The organism is Luteibacter sp. 3190, assembly GCF_031456385.1.
Lineage (GTDB): Bacteria > Pseudomonadota > Gammaproteobacteria > Xanthomonadales > Rhodanobacteraceae > Luteibacter.
Genome location: NZ_JAVDUO010000002.1, coordinates 52,267 through 68,720 on the forward strand (window position 1 = coordinate 52,267; position 16,454 = coordinate 68,720).

The 16,454-nt window shown below is 69.3% G+C and carries 11 protein-coding genes; 7 read left to right on the plus strand and 4 right to left on the minus strand.

The features are described 5' to 3' along the window. Nucleotides 1-43: 43 nt before the first annotated feature. Nucleotides 44-1,969, minus strand: coding sequence for an ATP-dependent DNA helicase (locus tag J2X58_RS10170; protein ID WP_310047997.1), 1,926 nt, complete (start codon nucleotides 1,967-1,969; stop codon nucleotides 44-46). A 77-nt stretch (nucleotides 1,970-2,046) separates the two neighbouring features. On the opposite strand from J2X58_RS10170, the gene J2X58_RS10175 reads away from it, so the two are divergent. Then, nucleotides 2,047-4,800, plus strand: coding sequence for a valine--tRNA ligase (locus J2X58_RS10175; protein WP_090051955.1), 2,754 nt, complete (start codon nucleotides 2,047-2,049; stop codon nucleotides 4,798-4,800). A gap of 503 nt (nucleotides 4,801-5,303) precedes the next feature. Here J2X58_RS10175 and J2X58_RS10180 read toward each other — a convergent pair. Together J2X58_RS10180 and J2X58_RS10185 are read right to left on the minus strand one after the other, a co-directional pair. Beyond that, the gene (locus J2X58_RS10180; protein ID WP_090051953.1) at nucleotides 5,304-5,726 is read right to left on the minus strand and encodes a DNA polymerase III subunit chi; all 423 of its coding nucleotides are present in this window, start codon (nucleotides 5,724-5,726) and stop codon (nucleotides 5,304-5,306) included. A 10-nt stretch (nucleotides 5,727-5,736) separates the two neighbouring features. Further along, nucleotides 5,737-7,227: a leucyl aminopeptidase gene (locus tag J2X58_RS10185; RefSeq protein WP_310048001.1), complete on the minus strand. Its 1,491-nt coding sequence runs from the start codon at nucleotides 7,225-7,227 to the stop codon at nucleotides 5,737-5,739. A gap of 98 nt (nucleotides 7,228-7,325) precedes the next feature. Between J2X58_RS10185 and lptF the strand changes: the two genes are divergently transcribed. Both lptF and lptG read left to right on the plus strand, forming a co-directional pair. After that, nucleotides 7,326-8,429, plus strand: coding sequence for an LPS export ABC transporter permease LptF (lptF, locus tag J2X58_RS10190; protein WP_310048003.1), 1,104 nt, complete (start codon nucleotides 7,326-7,328; stop codon nucleotides 8,427-8,429). Then, on the plus strand, nucleotides 8,429-9,526 hold the full coding sequence (gene lptG / locus J2X58_RS10195; protein WP_090181124.1) for an LPS export ABC transporter permease LptG: 1,098 nt from the start codon (nucleotides 8,429-8,431) through the stop codon (nucleotides 9,524-9,526). The genes lptF and lptG overlap by 1 nt, the downstream gene beginning before the upstream one ends. Here the strand turns inward: lptG and J2X58_RS10200 are convergent. Continuing rightward, nucleotides 9,523-13,023, minus strand: a complete 3,501-nt coding sequence (locus J2X58_RS10200) for an ATP-binding protein (protein ID WP_310048005.1) — start codon at nucleotides 13,021-13,023, stop codon at nucleotides 9,523-9,525. The genes lptG and J2X58_RS10200 overlap by 4 nt on opposite strands. 112 nt (nucleotides 13,024-13,135) lie before the next feature. Between J2X58_RS10200 and J2X58_RS10205 the strand changes: the two genes are divergently transcribed. The 4 genes from J2X58_RS10205 (at nucleotide 13,136) to J2X58_RS10220 (ending at nucleotide 16,453) form a co-directional block, all read left to right on the plus strand. Beyond that, nucleotides 13,136-14,602 (plus strand): GTPase, encoded by a 1,467-nt coding sequence (locus J2X58_RS10205; RefSeq protein WP_310048007.1) that lies wholly within the window; start codon nucleotides 13,136-13,138, stop codon nucleotides 14,600-14,602. A gap of 99 nt (nucleotides 14,603-14,701) precedes the next feature. Next, nucleotides 14,702-15,328, plus strand: a complete 627-nt coding sequence (locus J2X58_RS10210) for a YceI family protein (protein WP_310048009.1) — start codon at nucleotides 14,702-14,704, stop codon at nucleotides 15,326-15,328. Further along, nucleotides 15,312-15,896, plus strand: a complete 585-nt coding sequence (locus tag J2X58_RS10215; RefSeq protein ID WP_310048011.1) for a cytochrome b — start codon at nucleotides 15,312-15,314, stop codon at nucleotides 15,894-15,896. Before J2X58_RS10210 ends, J2X58_RS10215 begins: the two co-directional genes overlap by 17 nt. After that, a complete protein-coding gene (locus J2X58_RS10220) occupies nucleotides 15,893-16,453 on the plus strand; it encodes a YceI family protein (protein ID WP_310048013.1) in 561 nt (186 codons plus the stop codon). The genes J2X58_RS10215 and J2X58_RS10220 overlap by 4 nt, the downstream gene beginning before the upstream one ends. Nucleotide 16,454: the final 1 nt, after the last annotated feature.

Genomic DNA, 16,454 nt, shown 5'->3' on the forward strand with positions numbered 1-16,454 from the left:
CGGCACCTTGCTACCGAAGGGTGGGAGCCGATCGTATCGGCGATCAACCCGGCGCGGCGTCCTTCGCGAAGAACGAAACCACGTCGGCGAGCTCGCGCGTCCGCGGCATCGGTGGCAGGCTGGCCAGGAAGAGGCGCCCGTAGCCTTTGGTGCTCAGGCGCGGATCGCACAGCACCAGCACGCCGCGATCGTGCACGTCGCGGATCAGGCGTCCGGCGCCCTGCTTGAGCGCGATCACGGCGGTCGGCACCTGCCAGCCCATGAACGGATTGATGCCGGCCTCCTCCAGGGCTTCCAGGCGCGCCTGCAGCACGGGATCGTCGGGCATCGCGAACGGCAGCTTGTCGATCACCACGACGCTGAGCGCTTCGCCGGCGACATCCACGCCTTCCCAGAAGCTCGCCGCGCCCAGCAGCACGCCGCGGCCACTCGCGCGGAATTCCTCCAGAAGACGGTGGCGCGGCGCGGTGCCCTGCACGAACAGCGGCCACGGCACGCGCCCTTCCAGCAACTCCGCCGCACGGCGCAGGGCACGGTGCGACGTGAACAGCAGGAATGCCCGCCCGTCCGATGCCTCGAGCACGGGACGGATGGCCGCGATCACGCGATCGGTGTAATCGCGCGCGGCCGGGTCCGGAAGATCCCTGGGCAGGTACGCGAGCGCCTGCCGCCGGTAGTCGAACGGGCTCTCCACGTGCAACGTGCGCGGGTCTTCGAGGCCGAGCTGACGCGCGAAGTGGCCGAAGTCGCCCGCGATCGACAGCGTCGCCGACGTATGGATCCACGCCGCGTCGGTCGACATGCGCATCGCCCGCAGCGGCGAGGCGAGGTCCAGCGGCGTCGCATGCAGCGCGAAGCCGCGCGGCCAGGTCTCGTACCAGCGCACGTCGCTGGCCGAATGCTCCTCGGCGATGCGATCCAGCCGCAGGCTCAGCATCTGCGCGCGTTCGTAAGCGTTCGCCAGTCCCCGCGAGCGCTCGCCGAGGGCCGCCAGCAGGTCGGACAGCGCCGCCATCACGTCGCGCAGCTCGACGAGCGTCTCGCGCACCATTGGGTCACGATCGAGGGCGCCGAGCGGGCCCCGGTTCGGCAACGGGTCCATGGCGAGGCGCAGCCGCTTCACGAGATCGCCGATGACCTCGACGGGCTCCAGCAGCTGGCTCGTCGCGCCGGTGACACCTTGCGCCTCCGCCAGGGCATCCTGGCCGAGCTCGACGATCTGCCGCGAACTCACGCTCTGCGAGAAGAACTGGCCAGCCAGTTCGGGAATCTGGTGCGCCTCGTCGAGGATGAACGCGTCGGCGCCCGGCAGGATCTCGCCGAACCCCTCCTGCTTCAGCGCCAGGTCGGCCATGAGCAGGTGATGGTTGACCACCACGATGTCGGCCTCCATCGCTTCGCGCCGCGCCTTCACGACGTGGCACTCCTCGAAGAACCGGCATTCCGAACCGAGGCAGTTCTCGGGCGTGGAGGTCACGCGCGGCCAGACCGGCGAATCCTCCGGGATGTCCACCATTTCCATGCGGTCGCCCCGCCGGGTCCGCGCCGACCATGCCCGGATCGCGGAGAGCTGGGAGACCAGCTGGCGGTCCGGATTGCCCTCGCGTACCGCCTGGTCCAGGCGGTACAGGCAGAGGTAGTTGGCGCGCCCCTTGAGCAGGCTCGTCCGGGCCCGGCTGCCCAGCACCGCGTGGACGCGCGGCAGGTCGCGGAAGAACAGCTGGTCCTGCAGCGCCTTGGTGCCGGTGGAAACGATGACCTTGCGCCCCGACATCAGGGCGGGAACCAGGTACGCGAAGGTCTTGCCGGTACCCGTGCCCGCCTCGGCGATGAGCATGTCGCGCTCGCCGATGGCCGTGGCCACGGCGGCCGCCATGCGCTGCTGGGCCTCGCGGGGCGCGAATCCCGGTACTTCACGGGCGAAAGGGCCCTCCGCGCCGAGGATCGCGGCCACTTCGAGTTCAGTCATCAGGCAAGTATCGCCTACAATGGCGGTCTTTACGTCTTCCAAAGCGCGCCGCCGCGGCGCGCGCCGAGAGCCCACGCATGGACAAGAGTTTCGAGCCCAGCCAGATCGAGTCGAAGTGGTACGCCCAGTGGGAGGCCAACGGCTATTTCAAGCCGTCCGGCAAGGGCACGCCGTACACGATCATGCTGCCGCCGCCCAATGTCACGGGCACCCTGCACATGGGCCACGCGTTCCAGCACACGATCATGGACACGCTCGTGCGCTACCACCGCATGCGCGGCTACGACACGCTCTGGCAGCTCGGCACCGACCACGCCGGCATCGCCACCGAGATGGTGGTGACGCGCCAGCTGAACGCCGAAGGCAAGCAGCGCGCCGACTTCGACCGCGAGGCGTTCATCCAGCGCGTCTGGCAGTGGAAGGAAGAATCCGGCGGCACGATCGGCCGCCAGATGCGTCGCATGGGCGTGTCCGGCGACTGGAGCCGTGAAGTCTTCACGATGGACCCGGGCCCGTCCAAGGCCGTGGTGGAAACCTTCGTGCGCCTGTACGACGAGGGCCTGATCTACCGCGGCCAGAAGCTCGTGAACTGGGACCCGGTGCTGAAGACCGCCATCTCGGATCTCGAAGTGGTCAGCGAGGAAGAAGACGGGTCGCTCTGGTCGATCCGCTATCCGCTGGCCGATGGCAGCGGCGAACTCGTCGTCGCCACGACGCGCCCGGAAACGATGCTGGGCGACGTCGCCGTGGCCGTGCATCCGGAAGACGAGCGCTACGCGCACCTGATCGGCCGCATGCTCGCGCTGCCGCTCTCCGACCGGCAGATCCCGATCATCGCCGACACGTACGTCGAGAAGGATTTCGGCACCGGCTGCGTGAAGATCACCCCCGCGCACGACTTCAACGACTACGCCATCGGCCAGCGGCACAACCTGCCGATGATCAACATCCTCACCGACGACGCGAAGATCAACGACGCGGCGCCGGAGAAGTATCGCGGCATGGACCGCTACGTCGCGCGCAAGGCGGTGCTCGCCGACCTGGAGGCGCAGGACCTCCTCGTCGAGACGAAGAAGCACAAGCTGCAGGTGCCGCGCGGCGACCGCACGGGCCAGGTCATCGAGCCGTACCTCACGTGGCAGTGGTTCATCCGCATGGACACGCTCGCCGCGCGCGGCCTCGAGCTGGTCGAGCAGGGCCACGTGAAGTTCGTGCCCGAGAACTGGATCAACACGTATCGCCATTGGCTCGGCAACATCCAGGACTGGTGCATCAGCCGCCAGCTCACGTGGGGCCACCAGATCCCCGCGTGGTACACCGACGGCGGCGCGATCGTCGTGGCGCACGACGAGACCGAGGCGCGGGCGAAGGCCGACGCGCTCGGCCACGCCGGCCCGCTGCGTCGCGACGACGACGTGCTCGAAACCTGGTTCTCGTCGTCGCTGTGGAGCCATTCGACGCTCGGCTGGCCGGATCCACAAGCGCAGGCCGAGCGCGGCTTCGATCGCTACCTGCCGACGAACGTGCTGGTCACCGGTTTCGACATCATCTTCTTCTGGGTCGCCCGGATGATCATGATGACCGACCACTTCACCGGCGAAGTTCCTTTCAAGGACGTCTACGTCACGGGCCTGATCCGCGACAAGGACGGCCAGAAGATGTCGAAGTCGAAGGGCAACGTCCTCGACCCGCTCGACCTCATCGACGGCATCACCCTCGACGAGCTGCTCGCCAAGCGCACGCGCGGGCTGATGCAGCCGAAGATGGCCGAGAAGATCGAGAAGGCCACGCGCAAGGAGTTCGCCGACGGCATCCCCGCCTTCGGCGCCGACGCCCTGCGCTTCACCTTCGCCTCGCTCGCCACGCACGGTCGCGACATCAAGTTCGACCTCGAACGCTGCGGCGGCTACAAGGCCTTCGTCAACAAGCTCTGGAACGCGTCGCGCTTCGTGCTGATGAACCTCGGCGACGGTCCGGTCGCGGTCGCGAAGCCGACGACGGAAGCCGAGCGCTGGATCCTCACGCGCCTGCGCGACACGCTGGCGACGGTGAAGGAGCAGTTCGCGCTGTACCGCTTCGACCAGGCCGCGCAGGCCCTGTACGAGTTCACCTGGAACGAGTTCTGCGACTGGTTCCTCGAGCTGTCGAAGCCGGCGCTCAACGGCGGCGACGCCGCGCAGATCGCGTCCACGCGCTACACGCTCGTGCACGTGCTTGAGACGCTGCTGCGCGCGCTGCATCCGCTGATCCCCTTCGTCACCGAGGAAATCTGGCAGCACGTGCGGCCGGTGCTCGGCATCGAAGGTGAAACGGTGATGCTGCGTCCGTACCCCGAAGCGACCGACGTCGAAGGCGACGCGACGGCGACCGCCGAGATCGAATGGGTCAAGGACGTCCTGACCGGCGTGCGCCGCATCCGCGCCGAGATGAACATCGCGCCGGGCAAGGTCATCCCCCTGCTGTTCGCCGACGGCGACGCCGCCGATCGCGAACGCGCCACGAAGTTCGCCGCGCAGGTGGCGTTCCTGGGTCGCGTGGAATCGCCGACCTGGGTGTCGGGCGAGGAGCCCGCGGCCGCGGTCGCCGTCGTCGGCGGCATGCGTGTCCTGATCCCGCTCGCCGGTCTCATCGACGTCGACGCCGAGAAGGCGCGCCTCGCGAAGGAAATCGCCCGCGTGGAAGGCGAGGTGCGCAAGTGCGAAGCGAAGCTGGGCAACGCCAACTTCGTCGCCAACGCGCCGGCGGAAGTCGTGGAGCAGGAGCGCCAGCGCATCGCGGACTGGACGCGCCAGGCGGAAGCGATGCGCGAGCAGGCCCGCAAGCTGGGGTAAGCAACGACGCGCCAGGCTGTGGGAGCGGACCTGGCCGCGACAGCTCTTCGCCGCAATCCCCAAGCTGACGCGCCAGCTCTCTGTCCCGGCCTCAAAACATGTCGCGCCCAGGTGCGCTCCCACAGGTGCAATTGTGGGAGCGGACCCGGCCGCGACGGCTCTTCGCCCCGTCCCCAAGTTCGCACGCCAGCTCCCAGCCACGGCCTCAAAACATGTCGCGCCCAGGTGCGCTCCCACAGGTGCAATTGTGGGAGCGGACCCGGCCGCGACGGCCCTTCGCCCCGGCCCCCAAGTTCGCGCGCCAGCTCCCAGCCACGGCCTCAAACATGTCGCGCCCAGGTGCGCTCCCACAGGTGCAATTGTGGGAGCGGACCCGGCCGCGACGGCTCTTCGCCCCGGCCCCCAAGTTCGCACGCCAGCTCCCAGCCACGGCCGCAAACATGTCGCGCCCAGGTGCGCTCCCACAGGTGCAATTGTGCCAAGGCCGCTCCCACAGCGACCCGCTACATATCGTGCTTGTTCACCTCGAACCCGCCCTTCTTGTACTGCGTCCAGCGCGAACGCGAGCCTTCGCGTTCCGCCGGATCGGCGGCCACGACTTCGAGCACGCGCTCGAAGCTGCCCGGGGCGCAGACGTCGCGCAGGTTGATCACCATGGGGCGATCGGCCGTTTCCACACCCGGCGGGACGATGAGAACGGCGGTGTCCGCGTCGTCGTCGTCGCCAGCGAGCTGGTGGGGGATGAAGCTGTCCTCGTCGAACGACCAGAGGTACTCGTCGATCGCCTCGGCCTGCTCGAAATCGCGCGTCAGGATCAACGTCGGCTGCTGGGCGGCGAACGCGCGCTTGGCGAGTTCGCAGACCAGCAGCAGGGGATCCTCGCGGAACCGCGGCTTGTCGATCAGGTAGAAATCGGCGCGGGGCATCGGGCGGGGATCAGCCGGCCGCGACGCGATCGAGCAGCCACTGCGTCAGCAGAGGCACCGGGCGGCCGGTGGCGAGGCCCTTGCGGCCCTCGTCCCAGGCGGTGCCGGCGATGTCCAGGTGCGCCCAGCGGCGACCCTCCGTGAAGCGGGCCAGGAAGCAGCCAGCCGTGATGGCGCCGGCGTACTTGCCGCCGATGTTCGCGACATCGGCGAAGCCCGATTCCAGCTGGCTCTGGTAGTCGTCCCACAGCGGCAGGCGCCAGGCGCGGTCGAGCGTCGCCTCGCCGGCGGCGAGGAGCTCGGCCGAGAGCGATTCGTCCTTCGTCATCAGGCCGCTGGCGTGCTTGCCCAGCGCCACGACGCACGCGCCGGTGAGCGTGGCGGCGTCGATGATGGTGTGCGGATCGAAGCGCTTGCCCGTGTAGGTCAGGGCGTCGCAGAGGATCAGGCGACCTTCGGCATCGGTGTTGAGCACCTCGATGGTGATGCCCGACAGGCTGGTGAGGACGTCGCCCGGACGGTAGGCCGAGCCGTCCGGCATGTTCTCGACCGCCGGCACCACGCAGACCAGGTTGACCGGAAGCTTCAGCCTCACCGCCGCGACGAACGCGCCCAGCACGCCGGCCGCGCCGCACATGTCGAACTTCATTTCCTCCATGCCCGGGCCGGGCTTGAGGCTGATGCCACCGGTATCGAAGGTGATGCCCTTGCCCACGAACGCGTAGGGACGATCGCCCTCGGCGCCGCCGTTCCACTGCAGGATGACGAGGCGGGGCGCGTTGGCCGATCCGCGTGCCACGGCGAGCAGGGAGCCGAAGCCCTCGCGTTCCATGTCGGCGCGGTCGAGGGCCTCGAACGTCACGCCCTCGTTGGCCTCGGCGAACGCGCGGGCCTGGTCGGCGATGTAGTCCGGGTTGCAGATGTTGGGCGGCAGGTTGCCCAGCTCGCGGGCATAGCGGACGCCCTCGGCGATGGCGCGGGCCTCGGCGAGGCCGGACTCGCCCTCGGCCGGGGCGACGAGCGTGACGCTGGCCAGCTCCGGGGCGGCCTTGTCGCGCGGCTTGACCGTCGCCGTGTAGCGGTAGGCGGCGTGATCGGTGGCGAGGGCGGCGACGCGGACGCGCCACGCGGCATCGCGGCCCGGGACGTCGATCTCCGGCAGCCAGCTCACGGCCTCGGTCACCGGCAGGCGGCCGATGGCACGGGCGGCCTCCAGCGTCACCCGCTGGTAGCGCGCGGCGTCGAACGTCTTCTGGGCGCCGAGGCCCAGGATCAGCACACGGGCGGCGGCCACGCCGGCCGGCTGCAGCAGGGTCACGATGTTGCCGACCTTGCCCGTCACGTCGCCGGCCTCGACCAGCCGCTTGATGGCGCCGTTGGCCGCGGTGTCGATCCGCGCCGCGGCGCTGGTCAGGACACCGTTCTCGTAGACGCCGACCACGGCCACCGGGGTGGCGGTCGATTCGGGAGCATTGGAACCGAGGCTGAACTGAACCGTCATAGCTAACTGTCCTGCGTAAGCCCGTCCGGGGTCCGGACAGGCTAGACTTGTGGTTTGCCGGCCGGGACTGACGCGGCACGAACCGCCAATTCTATCAAATGCTCAGCATCCTCGACCGTTATTTCCTGCGCGAACTTGCCTATGGTGTGCTCGCGACGGCCATCGTGCTACTGGTGATCTTCGCCGGCGGCGCGTTCGCGTCCGTGCTGCAGAAGGTCGCCAACGGCAGCATCCAGCCGAGCGTGATGTTCGAGGTCCTCGGCCTGCAGATGGTGGACCTGCTTTCCACCCTGCTCCCCATGTCGGCCTTCCTGGGCACCCTGATCGCCCTGGGGCGCATGTACCGCGAAAGCGAGATGCACGTCTTGGCCTCGTCGGGCATGGGTCCGCGCGGCATGCTGCGCCCGGTCACCCTGCTGGCCGTGGTCGCGACGGTCGTCGTCGGCGTGGTCTCGCTCTGGCTCGGCCCGCTCTCCGCCCGCACGGCCGACCAGGTGATCGCCGCGGCCAACAAGTCCGTGATCGCCGCCGGCCTCGATGCCGGCCGCTTCACCGAGCTGCCCGGCAAGGGCGGCATCATCTTCGTGGACACGCTGAGCCGGGACGGCACCGTGCTGGGCAAGACGTTCATCGCCACCGACCGCGTCGACGGCGACGGCAATCCGCAGGTGCGCGTGGTCAACGCCGACAACGGGCGCATGTACCAGGAAAGCGACGGCCAGAACCGCTTCCTCGCCCTGTTCAACGGCTGGCAGTTCGAAATCCCGCTCGCGGGCGACAACTGGCGCCGCATGAAGTACGAGCGCAACGACATCTCGCTGTCCAGCATCGCGGACGAGGACGAGGATTCGGATCCCGCCCACGAGTCCACCACCACCGACCTCTTCAAGGCCGGCACGGCCGACGCCCTCGGCGAGATCGTCTCGCGCTTCGCCGCGCCGGTCAGCACGCTGGTGCTGATGATGATGGTCCTGCCGATGTCGCGGCAGGCGCCGCGCGACGCGCGCTACGGCCGCCTGCTCATCGCCGTGCTCGCCTATTTCCTGTACGTGGTCTGGCAGCTAATCGCGCGGGCCCAGATCATCAAGGGCCACCTGCACACGTCGGCGCCGATCTGGGTGGTGCATGCGATCGTCTTCGGCATTGCCGCCTGGTACTTCTGGCGCCAGTACGCGCCGCGCCGCATGAAGGGAGCCCGCTGATGGCCACGCTGACCGTCAAGCGTGCCGACCGCCTCATCGGCGCGAGCGTCCTCGGCACGTTGCTGCTGGTGTGGCTGGTGCTGACGGGGTTCGACGCCCTGACGCAGTTCGTTCGCCAGCTCGGCAACATCGGCAAGAACGGCTTCACGCTGTACGACGCCATCGCGTACATCATGCTCACGGTGCCGCGTCGGCTCTACCAGATGTTCAGCAACGCGGCGCTGATCGGCGGCCTGCTCGGCCTCGGCGGCCTCGCCGCCACCGGCGAGCTCACCGCGCTGCGTGCCGCGGGCATGTCCAAGCTGCGCATCGCCGCGTCGGCGGCGGGCGTGATCGCGGTGCTCACGATCGGCGTGGTCGTCATGGGCGAAACCGCCGCGCCCTACGGCGACCAGCACGCGCAGGCGATCCAGGTGCGCATGCGCTCGAGCAACCTCGGATCCACCAGCAGCGGCCTGTGGGCGCGCGACGGTGGCAAGATCATCAACGCGAAGTCGGCCATCGCCACGCAGGACGGCGACCGCACCACGGTCAAGCTGGTCGACGTGCGCGTGTACACCATGACGCCAGACGGCCAGGTCAGCACCTTCGCGCATGGCGACAGCGCCATCCACGACGGCAACCGCTGGGTGATGACCAACGTCCGCACGACCACGCTGGACAAGGACGGCACGCACTCCGCGCGCGAGGCAACGCAGGCCTGGCAGTCGCGCCTCAACCCGCACGTGCTCGAACAATCGGTGATCCACCCCGAATACCTCTCGATGGGCGACCTGCGTCGCAACATGCGTTACCTCGAGGCCAACGGCCAGAACCCCGGCGCCTACGCCGTCGCGTTCTGGGGTCGCGCCCTGTTCGCCGTCAACACGCTGGTGCTCGTGCTGTGCGCCATGCCGTTCGCCTTCGGCTCGCTGCGTTCCGGCGGCCTGGGCAAGCGCCTCTTCATCGGCATCATCCTCGCGATCGGCTGGTACTTCCTGCAGGGCGCGATGGTGAACTTCGGTACCGTCTACGGCCTTCCGCCCCTCCTGGCGAACCTGCTGCCGACGATCCTCCTGATAGGCGGCGCGCTCGCCTACTTCCGGCGCTACGGCTAGACGTCCGTAGCGCAGACCGATTCGAGGACGGCATCGAGGTCGTCGCCGGTCATCGGCTTGCGCAGCAGGGCGTCCATGCCCGCTTCGCGTATTGCGACCGCCTCGTCGCCCGCCGAACGCGCCGTCACGGCGACGATCGGCATCGTGGCATGACTTGCCATGCGCCTGACCATGCGAGCCACCTGGAAGCCGTCCATCATGGGCAGGTCGAGGTCCAGCAGCATCGCGTCGAACGTGTCGCGCGCGAGCGACGTCATCGCCGACAGGCCGTCCGTTTCGAGCACCACCGAGTGCCCGCGCTGACGCAGAAGACCCACGAGCACATCGCCCACCACCGGATCGTCTTCGACGAGCAGCAGTTTCCGGCCCGCAACGGAGCCCGTGGACTCCGTCGCGGCGCCCGCACAGGCGCCGCAGTCACAGGACACCAGCGGCAGACGGACGATGAAATCGCTGCCGCGTCCCGGTTCGCTCGCCACCGTGATCGTGCCGCCCATCAGCACGCACAGCTCGTGGCAGATCGCCAGGCCGAGGCCGGTGCCCTCGCCGCGCTGGGGCGAACCGCCCTGCTCGAAGCGCGAGAAGACGCGTGCGCTGAGCTCGGGTGACATGCCCGGGCCCGTATCGCTCACCGTGATCACGATGCCGTCGACGTCCTGCGCGATATGCAGCGATACGCGACCGCGATCGGTGAACTTCACCGCGTTGTTCACGAGGTTCTGCAGGATCTGTTGCAGGCGTATCGCGTCGCCGCGCACCGAGGCGGGCACGCCGGCATGCACCGACGACGTCAGTTCGAGCTGCTTCTCTCGCGCGCGGGCCGCGGCGAGCGCCACCACTTCTTCCGCGATCGCACGAAGCGACACGCATTCGGACTCGAGCACCAGTCGCCGCGCTTCGATGCGGGTGATGTCGAGGGCATCGTTGACGAGGCGGAGCAACGTGTTGCCCGAACGGCGGACGGCTTCGACGTACGCGCGCTGCGTTTCGTCGAGCGGCGTGCGCGCGATGAGCTCCGCCATGCCGAGCACGCCCGTCATCGGTGTGCGGATCTCGTGACCCAGCGTCGCCATGAACTCGGTCTTCGCCGCGTTGGCCTCCTCGGCGAGTCGCTTCTGCTGCTCCGCGAGCTGCAGCCGCATGGTGTGGCGAACCCGGCGGCGCGCGCCGGAGACGACCGCGACGAGACTCGCCACGACCGCGATCGCGTAGGCGAGCCATGCCCAACCGCTCAACCAGGGTGGCGGGTCGACGACGATCGACAGCGGACGGGCGAGTTCGCCGGTGACCTCGTCGCGCCCGGCCCCCGAGATCACGAGGCGGTACGTACCGGCGCGGAGCTGCCCGAAGTTCTGCATGCCGTCCTTGCCGGCCCGGGTCCGGGTGGTCTCGCCGCGGTACTCGAGCGCGAACGACAGGTGATTGCGGTCGGGGTTGACGTAGGACAGCGCCCGCGCGGCGACGACGAGCTCACGATCGTTCCAGGCCAGGTGCAGTCGGCCACCGTCGATCGGCAACGGCTGGCGGACGCCGTCGCGGGACACCGACGCGCCGAGCAACGCGATGGCGGGCTTGAGCGAGTGATCGTGCTGCCGGTCAGGCCGGAATCCGACCAGCCCGCCGAGCGTGGCGCCGTACATCGTGCCGTCGTCGAGCTGCACCGTGGTGGCGTTCGTGAACTCGCCGCTCGCCAGGCCGTCGGCGAGGCCGAACGGGCGGAACGCGCCGGTGCCCGGATCGTAGCGCCACACGCCGGTATGCCCGAACAGCCAGAGGCGGCCCGCGACGTCGCGCCGGATGTTCAGGATGTCGGCCGATGGGAAGCCTTCGTCGCGGCCGATCGTCCGATCCAGCACCGCGTGACGTCCGTCCCACAGGTAATGTTCCATCGAGCCCGGACGCACGATCCAGAGGCCGCCATCGTCGGGTTCGAAGGCATGGATGCGTCCCGGAGCGACACCGTCGACCGGCGTCATCGCTCCCGTCACCGCGTCGAGGCGCGCGAGGCCCGCCAGGCTCGCCTGCCAGAGTTCGTCACCGAGCATTTCGATCTGACGCGTGTCGGCGTCGCCGCGGCGGCTGGTGGCGAACGGAATCGGTCTGGCCGTACGCAGCGACGGATCGATCGCGAACAGGCCTTCCCCGAAGACAGCGGCGTACACGACTCCGCGCGGGCCCTCCACCAGGGTGGTGACCGGCCGGTCGATGACGCCCCGCAGCCATGGCCGCGCCGCGCCCTTGCGCGCGAGATGGAGGCCTTCGGCGGTGCCCACCAGCAGGCCGCGCGGCACCTCGAGCAACGACTGCACGCGCAGGTCGCCCACGTCGAAGCCGGACTCCGTGCGCCCGGTCGCCGGATCGAACGCGCGGATCCATCCGCGCAGTCCACCCACCCAGAGCTGCGTCCCGCCATGGAACGCCACGGCCGTCACCGTGCGGCCCGGGAAACTGTGCGGATCGGTCGCGACGTGGGCGAACCGCGTGAAGTCTTCCCAGGCGGGTCCGAGGTAGGCGAGGCCGCCGTCGCTCAGGGCGAACCACAGTCCATGCTCGCGATCCTCGAGGATGTCGCGCACGACGCGCCCCGGCAGGCCGCCCGATGTCGTCCACGACCCGGGCACGGCGTGCAGGCGACCGTAGCGGTCGAAGGCCAGCAGCCCCTCCGGTCCGGCGAGCCAGAGGCTGCCGTGGCTGTCCGCGAGCGACGCCCCGAACGCCAGCGCGGGAAGCCGCCGGTCGCGACGGAGTTGGCCACCTTCCGAAAGCCGGTAGAGACCGCGGTCAGTCGCGACGCGCAGTTCGGCGGCGTGACCGTCGATCCGCACGACCCGCGGGCGCGTTCCATCCTCGAACGCCACGGGCGTGATCCGCCCCGCGACGTCGATCATGTCCACGCCGGCGTCGGAGCCGATCCACACCCGGCCGTCGTCGGACGCATGGAGGGCGCGGATCGACGATCCCGAGGGTCCGTCCGGTCCCGCGGGATGCCTGGCGATACCACTGCCATCGGGACGAAGGTGCATGAGGCCTCCGCCCGTGCCCACCCAGACGGTTCCGTCGCGCGCCTGCGCGATGGCGCGCACGTCGTCGCAGACCAGCTCGTCCTGCCAGTGACGGAACTCGCCGGTCTCCGGGTCGTAGCGCCCGAGACCGAAATCCGGACCGCCCATCCAGAGACGATCGTCCGCGTCGACCATGAGCGTGCCGATCTCGCCGGTCGGAAAGGGCGCCGCCTTTCCGGGCCCCACGCCCGGGGACACGAACTCCACGCCGTCGAAGCGCGACACGCCGACCGACGTGCCGATCCAGATGAACCCGCGCGCATCCTGCACGACCGCGTGCGCCTTGCTGCTGGGAAGGCCTTCGAGCAGCCCGTAGCGGCGGAACTGCGGCGTGGGGACGGGCGGCATGGTGGCCGCCGACGCGGCGGCGGGCGCGATCGCGATCAGGACGATCGCGATCACGAGGGTCCATCTCGTGGTGAGCGTGTGGCGCATACGCTGGCTTCCTGGTGCAGACCCGATCATGCCATGCGGTCCGGTGGCGGATAAGCGCCCCATGCCGGGAGCCATGTAGGAATGCACCCACAATGTGCCTCTAGAATGGCGCATGTCCCGTCGACTCCGCCTACTCGTCGCGATCACCGGGTTCGTCGCCCTTGTCTGGCTCACGCTGGCCGCGATCGACCGCGCCATCGCGCTCGGCCAGCGTTTCATGGGGCTTCCCGAAGGCCTGCGCTGGCTCGTGGCCGGCATCGGCGTGCTCGGCGTCGCGCTCGTCGTCGCTGCGGCGGCCTGGTGGCTGCGCCCGCGGCGCCCTCGTCCGCCCGTCGCCGCTCCCGATCGCGCATCGCTCGAAGCACGCATCGAAAAACTGCGCGACGCGCACGCCGACGTTGAGGAACTTCGTAGCGAACTGGGCGAACTGGACCGCCGTCGCGCGAGCGAGCAGCTCTACGTCGCCGTGTTCGGCGAGATCTCCACTGGCAAGTCGACGCTGATTTCGGCGCTCGCGCCGGGGCACGTCCCGGCGCGCGACGCGCGCGGCGGAACGACGCGCGAGGTCGCGCATTACGCGACCGACGCGTGGGGCGCCTCGTGGACCGTCGCCGACGTGCCCGGCTCCGCCGAGGCCGATGGCGATGCCCGTGAGCGCATGGCACGCGAAGAGGCGCTCCGCGCCCATGCGGTCGTCTACGTCTGCGCCGGCGATCTCACGCGGACGCAGGCGGAGGAGCTGCGCTGGCTCGGCGATTTCGGCAAGCCGCTGGTGCTCGCGGTGAACAAGGCCGATCAATGGACGGCCACGGAGCGTGCCGACATCGTCGCGCACGTGCGGAAGCAGTCGGAAGGCCTGCCCGATGCCGTCGTCGCGATCAGCGCCGGCGGCGAGGAACGTTTCACGCGCCGCCTGGCGGACGGCGGCAGCGAAGAGGTCGTCCGGCGGCGAGCGGCGGACATCGGGCCCCTGGTCGACGCGCTGCGACGCATGCTCGCGCCGGGCGCGGCCGCGCTGGAGGGCCTGCGCGAGAACGCCGTGCTCGCCGGCCTGCACGAGCGCACCGGCGAACGCGAAGCCGAGTGGCGCGCCAGCGAAGCGGAGCGCATCGTCGCCCGCTACGCCCGCCGCGCGATCGTCGGCGCGATGGCGGCCGTGGCGCCGGGCAGCGACCTCGTGATCCAGGGCGCGCTCGCCACCGGCATGGTCCGCGCGTTGGCATCGCTGCACGACGTGCGGGTGACCGACGTGGAGATCGACCAGCTCCTGCGCCAGGTCCGCATGACCTTGCGGACGGGCACGTCGCTGGTGCTCGCGATTTCGGGGAACGCGCTGAAGGCCTTTCCGGGCCTCGGCACGCTCGGCGGCGGCATCCTGCATGCGTTCGCCTATGCGCTGATCTTCGACAGCTTCGGCAGGGCGCTGGCGGCCACGCTCGCCGAACGCCACACGCTCGATCAGGCGGACGCCGGCGAGCGGATGCGCGAACTCCTGGGCGACGCGGGCCAGTCCCGCCTGCGCCGTCTCGCGGAACTCACGGGCGACGCCCTGCGCGACCGGCAGGGACGCGCGCAGTGAACGATGCGTTCGCGCGGAACGGGCTGACAAGGCCCCGTGGCTCGGCCACACTCTCGCCTACCGGTCGCCTCGCGACCCCGGCGCGGCAGGCCATCACGCATGGGTAACGTCCGTAACGTCCTCATCCTGCTCTTCGCGAGCATGCCCTTCGTGGCGCACGCGGAAGCGATCACCTACCGCATGGACCCGGTGCACAGCCAGGTCGTCTTCAACGTCGATCACAACGGGTTCTCGCGCGCGTTCGGCCGCCTGCGCATCCAGGACGGCACGGTCACGTTCGACAAGGACGACTGGAGCCGTTCCTCCGTCCAGGCCACCGTCGACCTCGCGTCGGTGGACATGGGCGACGCCGATTGGGACAAGGCCGTCCGCGGCGCCAGCCTGCTCGACAGCGATCGCGCGCGGACCGCCCGCTTCATCAGCGAGTCGGTCGAGAAACGCGGCGACGACGAAGGCATCGCGCACGGCAAGCTCACCCTGCGCGGCGTGACGCTTCCGCTCGACATCCCGTTCCGGGTGAACCGGATCGGCAAGACGATCTACGGCCTGCACACCGTGGCCGGTTTTTCCGCCTACCTCACGCTCGACCGCACCGCCTACGGCATGACCTCGAACCCCAACTCGATCGGCACCGACGTGTCGATCTGGCTGGAGATCGAGGCCATCCGCGGTGAAGGAGCACCACGCGACACCTCCAAGGAGACACCCGATGCCCCTGCGCAGTGACCACACCCGCTGGAGCACGCCGGCGAAGACCTTCCACTGGGTCATGGCCCTGCTGATCCTCGGCAACGGCGCGTTCGCGCTGTGGATGGACGGCCTCAAGCCGTCGTTGCAGAAGATCAACATGTTCGCCCTGCACAAGTCGATCGGCCTGACCGTGCTGGCGCTGTTCCTGCTGCGCGTGCTCTGGCGCGCGATCGACCGCCGTCCGCCGCATGCTCCGGCGCCGCGCTGGCAGGCGCTCGCCGCCAGCGCGGTGCACGGTTTCCTCTACCTGCTGATCGTCGCGCTGCCGTTGACGGGCTGGGCGTTCAATTCCGCGCACGGCTATCCCCTGCAGTACTTCAAGCAGTTCAACCTGCCGGCGCTCGTCGAGAAGAACGACACGCTTTCGCAAGTCCTCGGCAACGTGCACGAGTATCTTTTCTGGTTCCTGCTGCTCGTGCTCGTACCGCACATCGCGGGTGCGCTGAAGCATCACATCGTCGATCGCGACGATACGTTGCGCCGCATGCTGCCGTTCGGCCGCGCGAAACAAGGCTCCCCCACCCCACCCGGAGACACTCCATGAACCCGACGATCCGCCGCCTCTCCGTCCTCGGCCTCGCGCTCGCCCTGCCCTTCGCCGCCACCGCGGCGGATTACAAGGTCGGCCCCGGCAGCACCCTCGGTTTCAGCGGCAAGTTCCAGGGCCAGCAGTTCGACGGCAGCTTCGGCAAGTTCGACGCCGCGATCAGCTACGACCCGGCCAACCTCGCCACGGCGAAATTCGACGTCACCGTCGATGTCGCGACGGCGAAGACCGGTGACACCGACCGCGACAACGCGCTGCCCACGGCCGATTTCTTCGACGCGTCGAAGTTTCCCAAGGCGCACTACGTCACCACCGGATTCACGAAGGACGCCAAGGGCGACGTCTTGGCGAACGGCAACCTCACGCTGCACGGCGTGACGAAGCCGGTGCAGCTGAAGGTCGTCTTCAATCCCGCCGCCGGCGGCGCGCGCCTCTCGGTGACGGGGTCGCTCAAGCGCCTCGCGTTCGGCGTCGGCAGCGGCGAGTACAAGGACACGAGCACCATCGCCGACGACGTGCTCGTCAACGGCACGCTGAACCTCCTGCCGAAGTAAG

Excerpts from the sequence above, each read along its gene's own strand:
- J2X58_RS10170 (WP_310047997.1), bottom strand. The coding sequence starts at position 1,969 with ATGACTGAACTCGAAGTGGCCGCGATCCTCGGCGCGGAGGGCCCTTTC.
- J2X58_RS10175 (WP_090051955.1), top strand. The coding sequence starts at position 2,047 with ATGGACAAGAGTTTCGAGCCCAGCCAGATCGAGTCGAAGTGGTACGCC.
- J2X58_RS10180 (WP_090051953.1), bottom strand. The coding sequence starts at position 5,726 with ATGCCCCGCGCCGATTTCTACCTGATCGACAAGCCGCGGTTCCGCGAG.
- J2X58_RS10185 (WP_310048001.1), bottom strand. The coding sequence starts at position 7,227 with ATGACGGTTCAGTTCAGCCTCGGTTCCAATGCTCCCGAATCGACCGCC.
- lptF (WP_310048003.1), top strand. The coding sequence starts at position 7,326 with ATGCTCAGCATCCTCGACCGTTATTTCCTGCGCGAACTTGCCTATGGT.
- lptG (WP_090181124.1), top strand. The coding sequence starts at position 8,429 with ATGGCCACGCTGACCGTCAAGCGTGCCGACCGCCTCATCGGCGCGAGC.
- J2X58_RS10200 (WP_310048005.1), bottom strand. The coding sequence starts at position 13,023 with ATGCGCCACACGCTCACCACGAGATGGACCCTCGTGATCGCGATCGTC.
- J2X58_RS10205 (WP_310048007.1), top strand. The coding sequence starts at position 13,136 with ATGTCCCGTCGACTCCGCCTACTCGTCGCGATCACCGGGTTCGTCGCC.
- J2X58_RS10210 (WP_310048009.1), top strand. The coding sequence starts at position 14,702 with ATGGGTAACGTCCGTAACGTCCTCATCCTGCTCTTCGCGAGCATGCCC.
- J2X58_RS10215 (WP_310048011.1), top strand. The coding sequence starts at position 15,312 with ATGCCCCTGCGCAGTGACCACACCCGCTGGAGCACGCCGGCGAAGACC.
- J2X58_RS10220 (WP_310048013.1), top strand. The coding sequence starts at position 15,893 with ATGAACCCGACGATCCGCCGCCTCTCCGTCCTCGGCCTCGCGCTCGCC.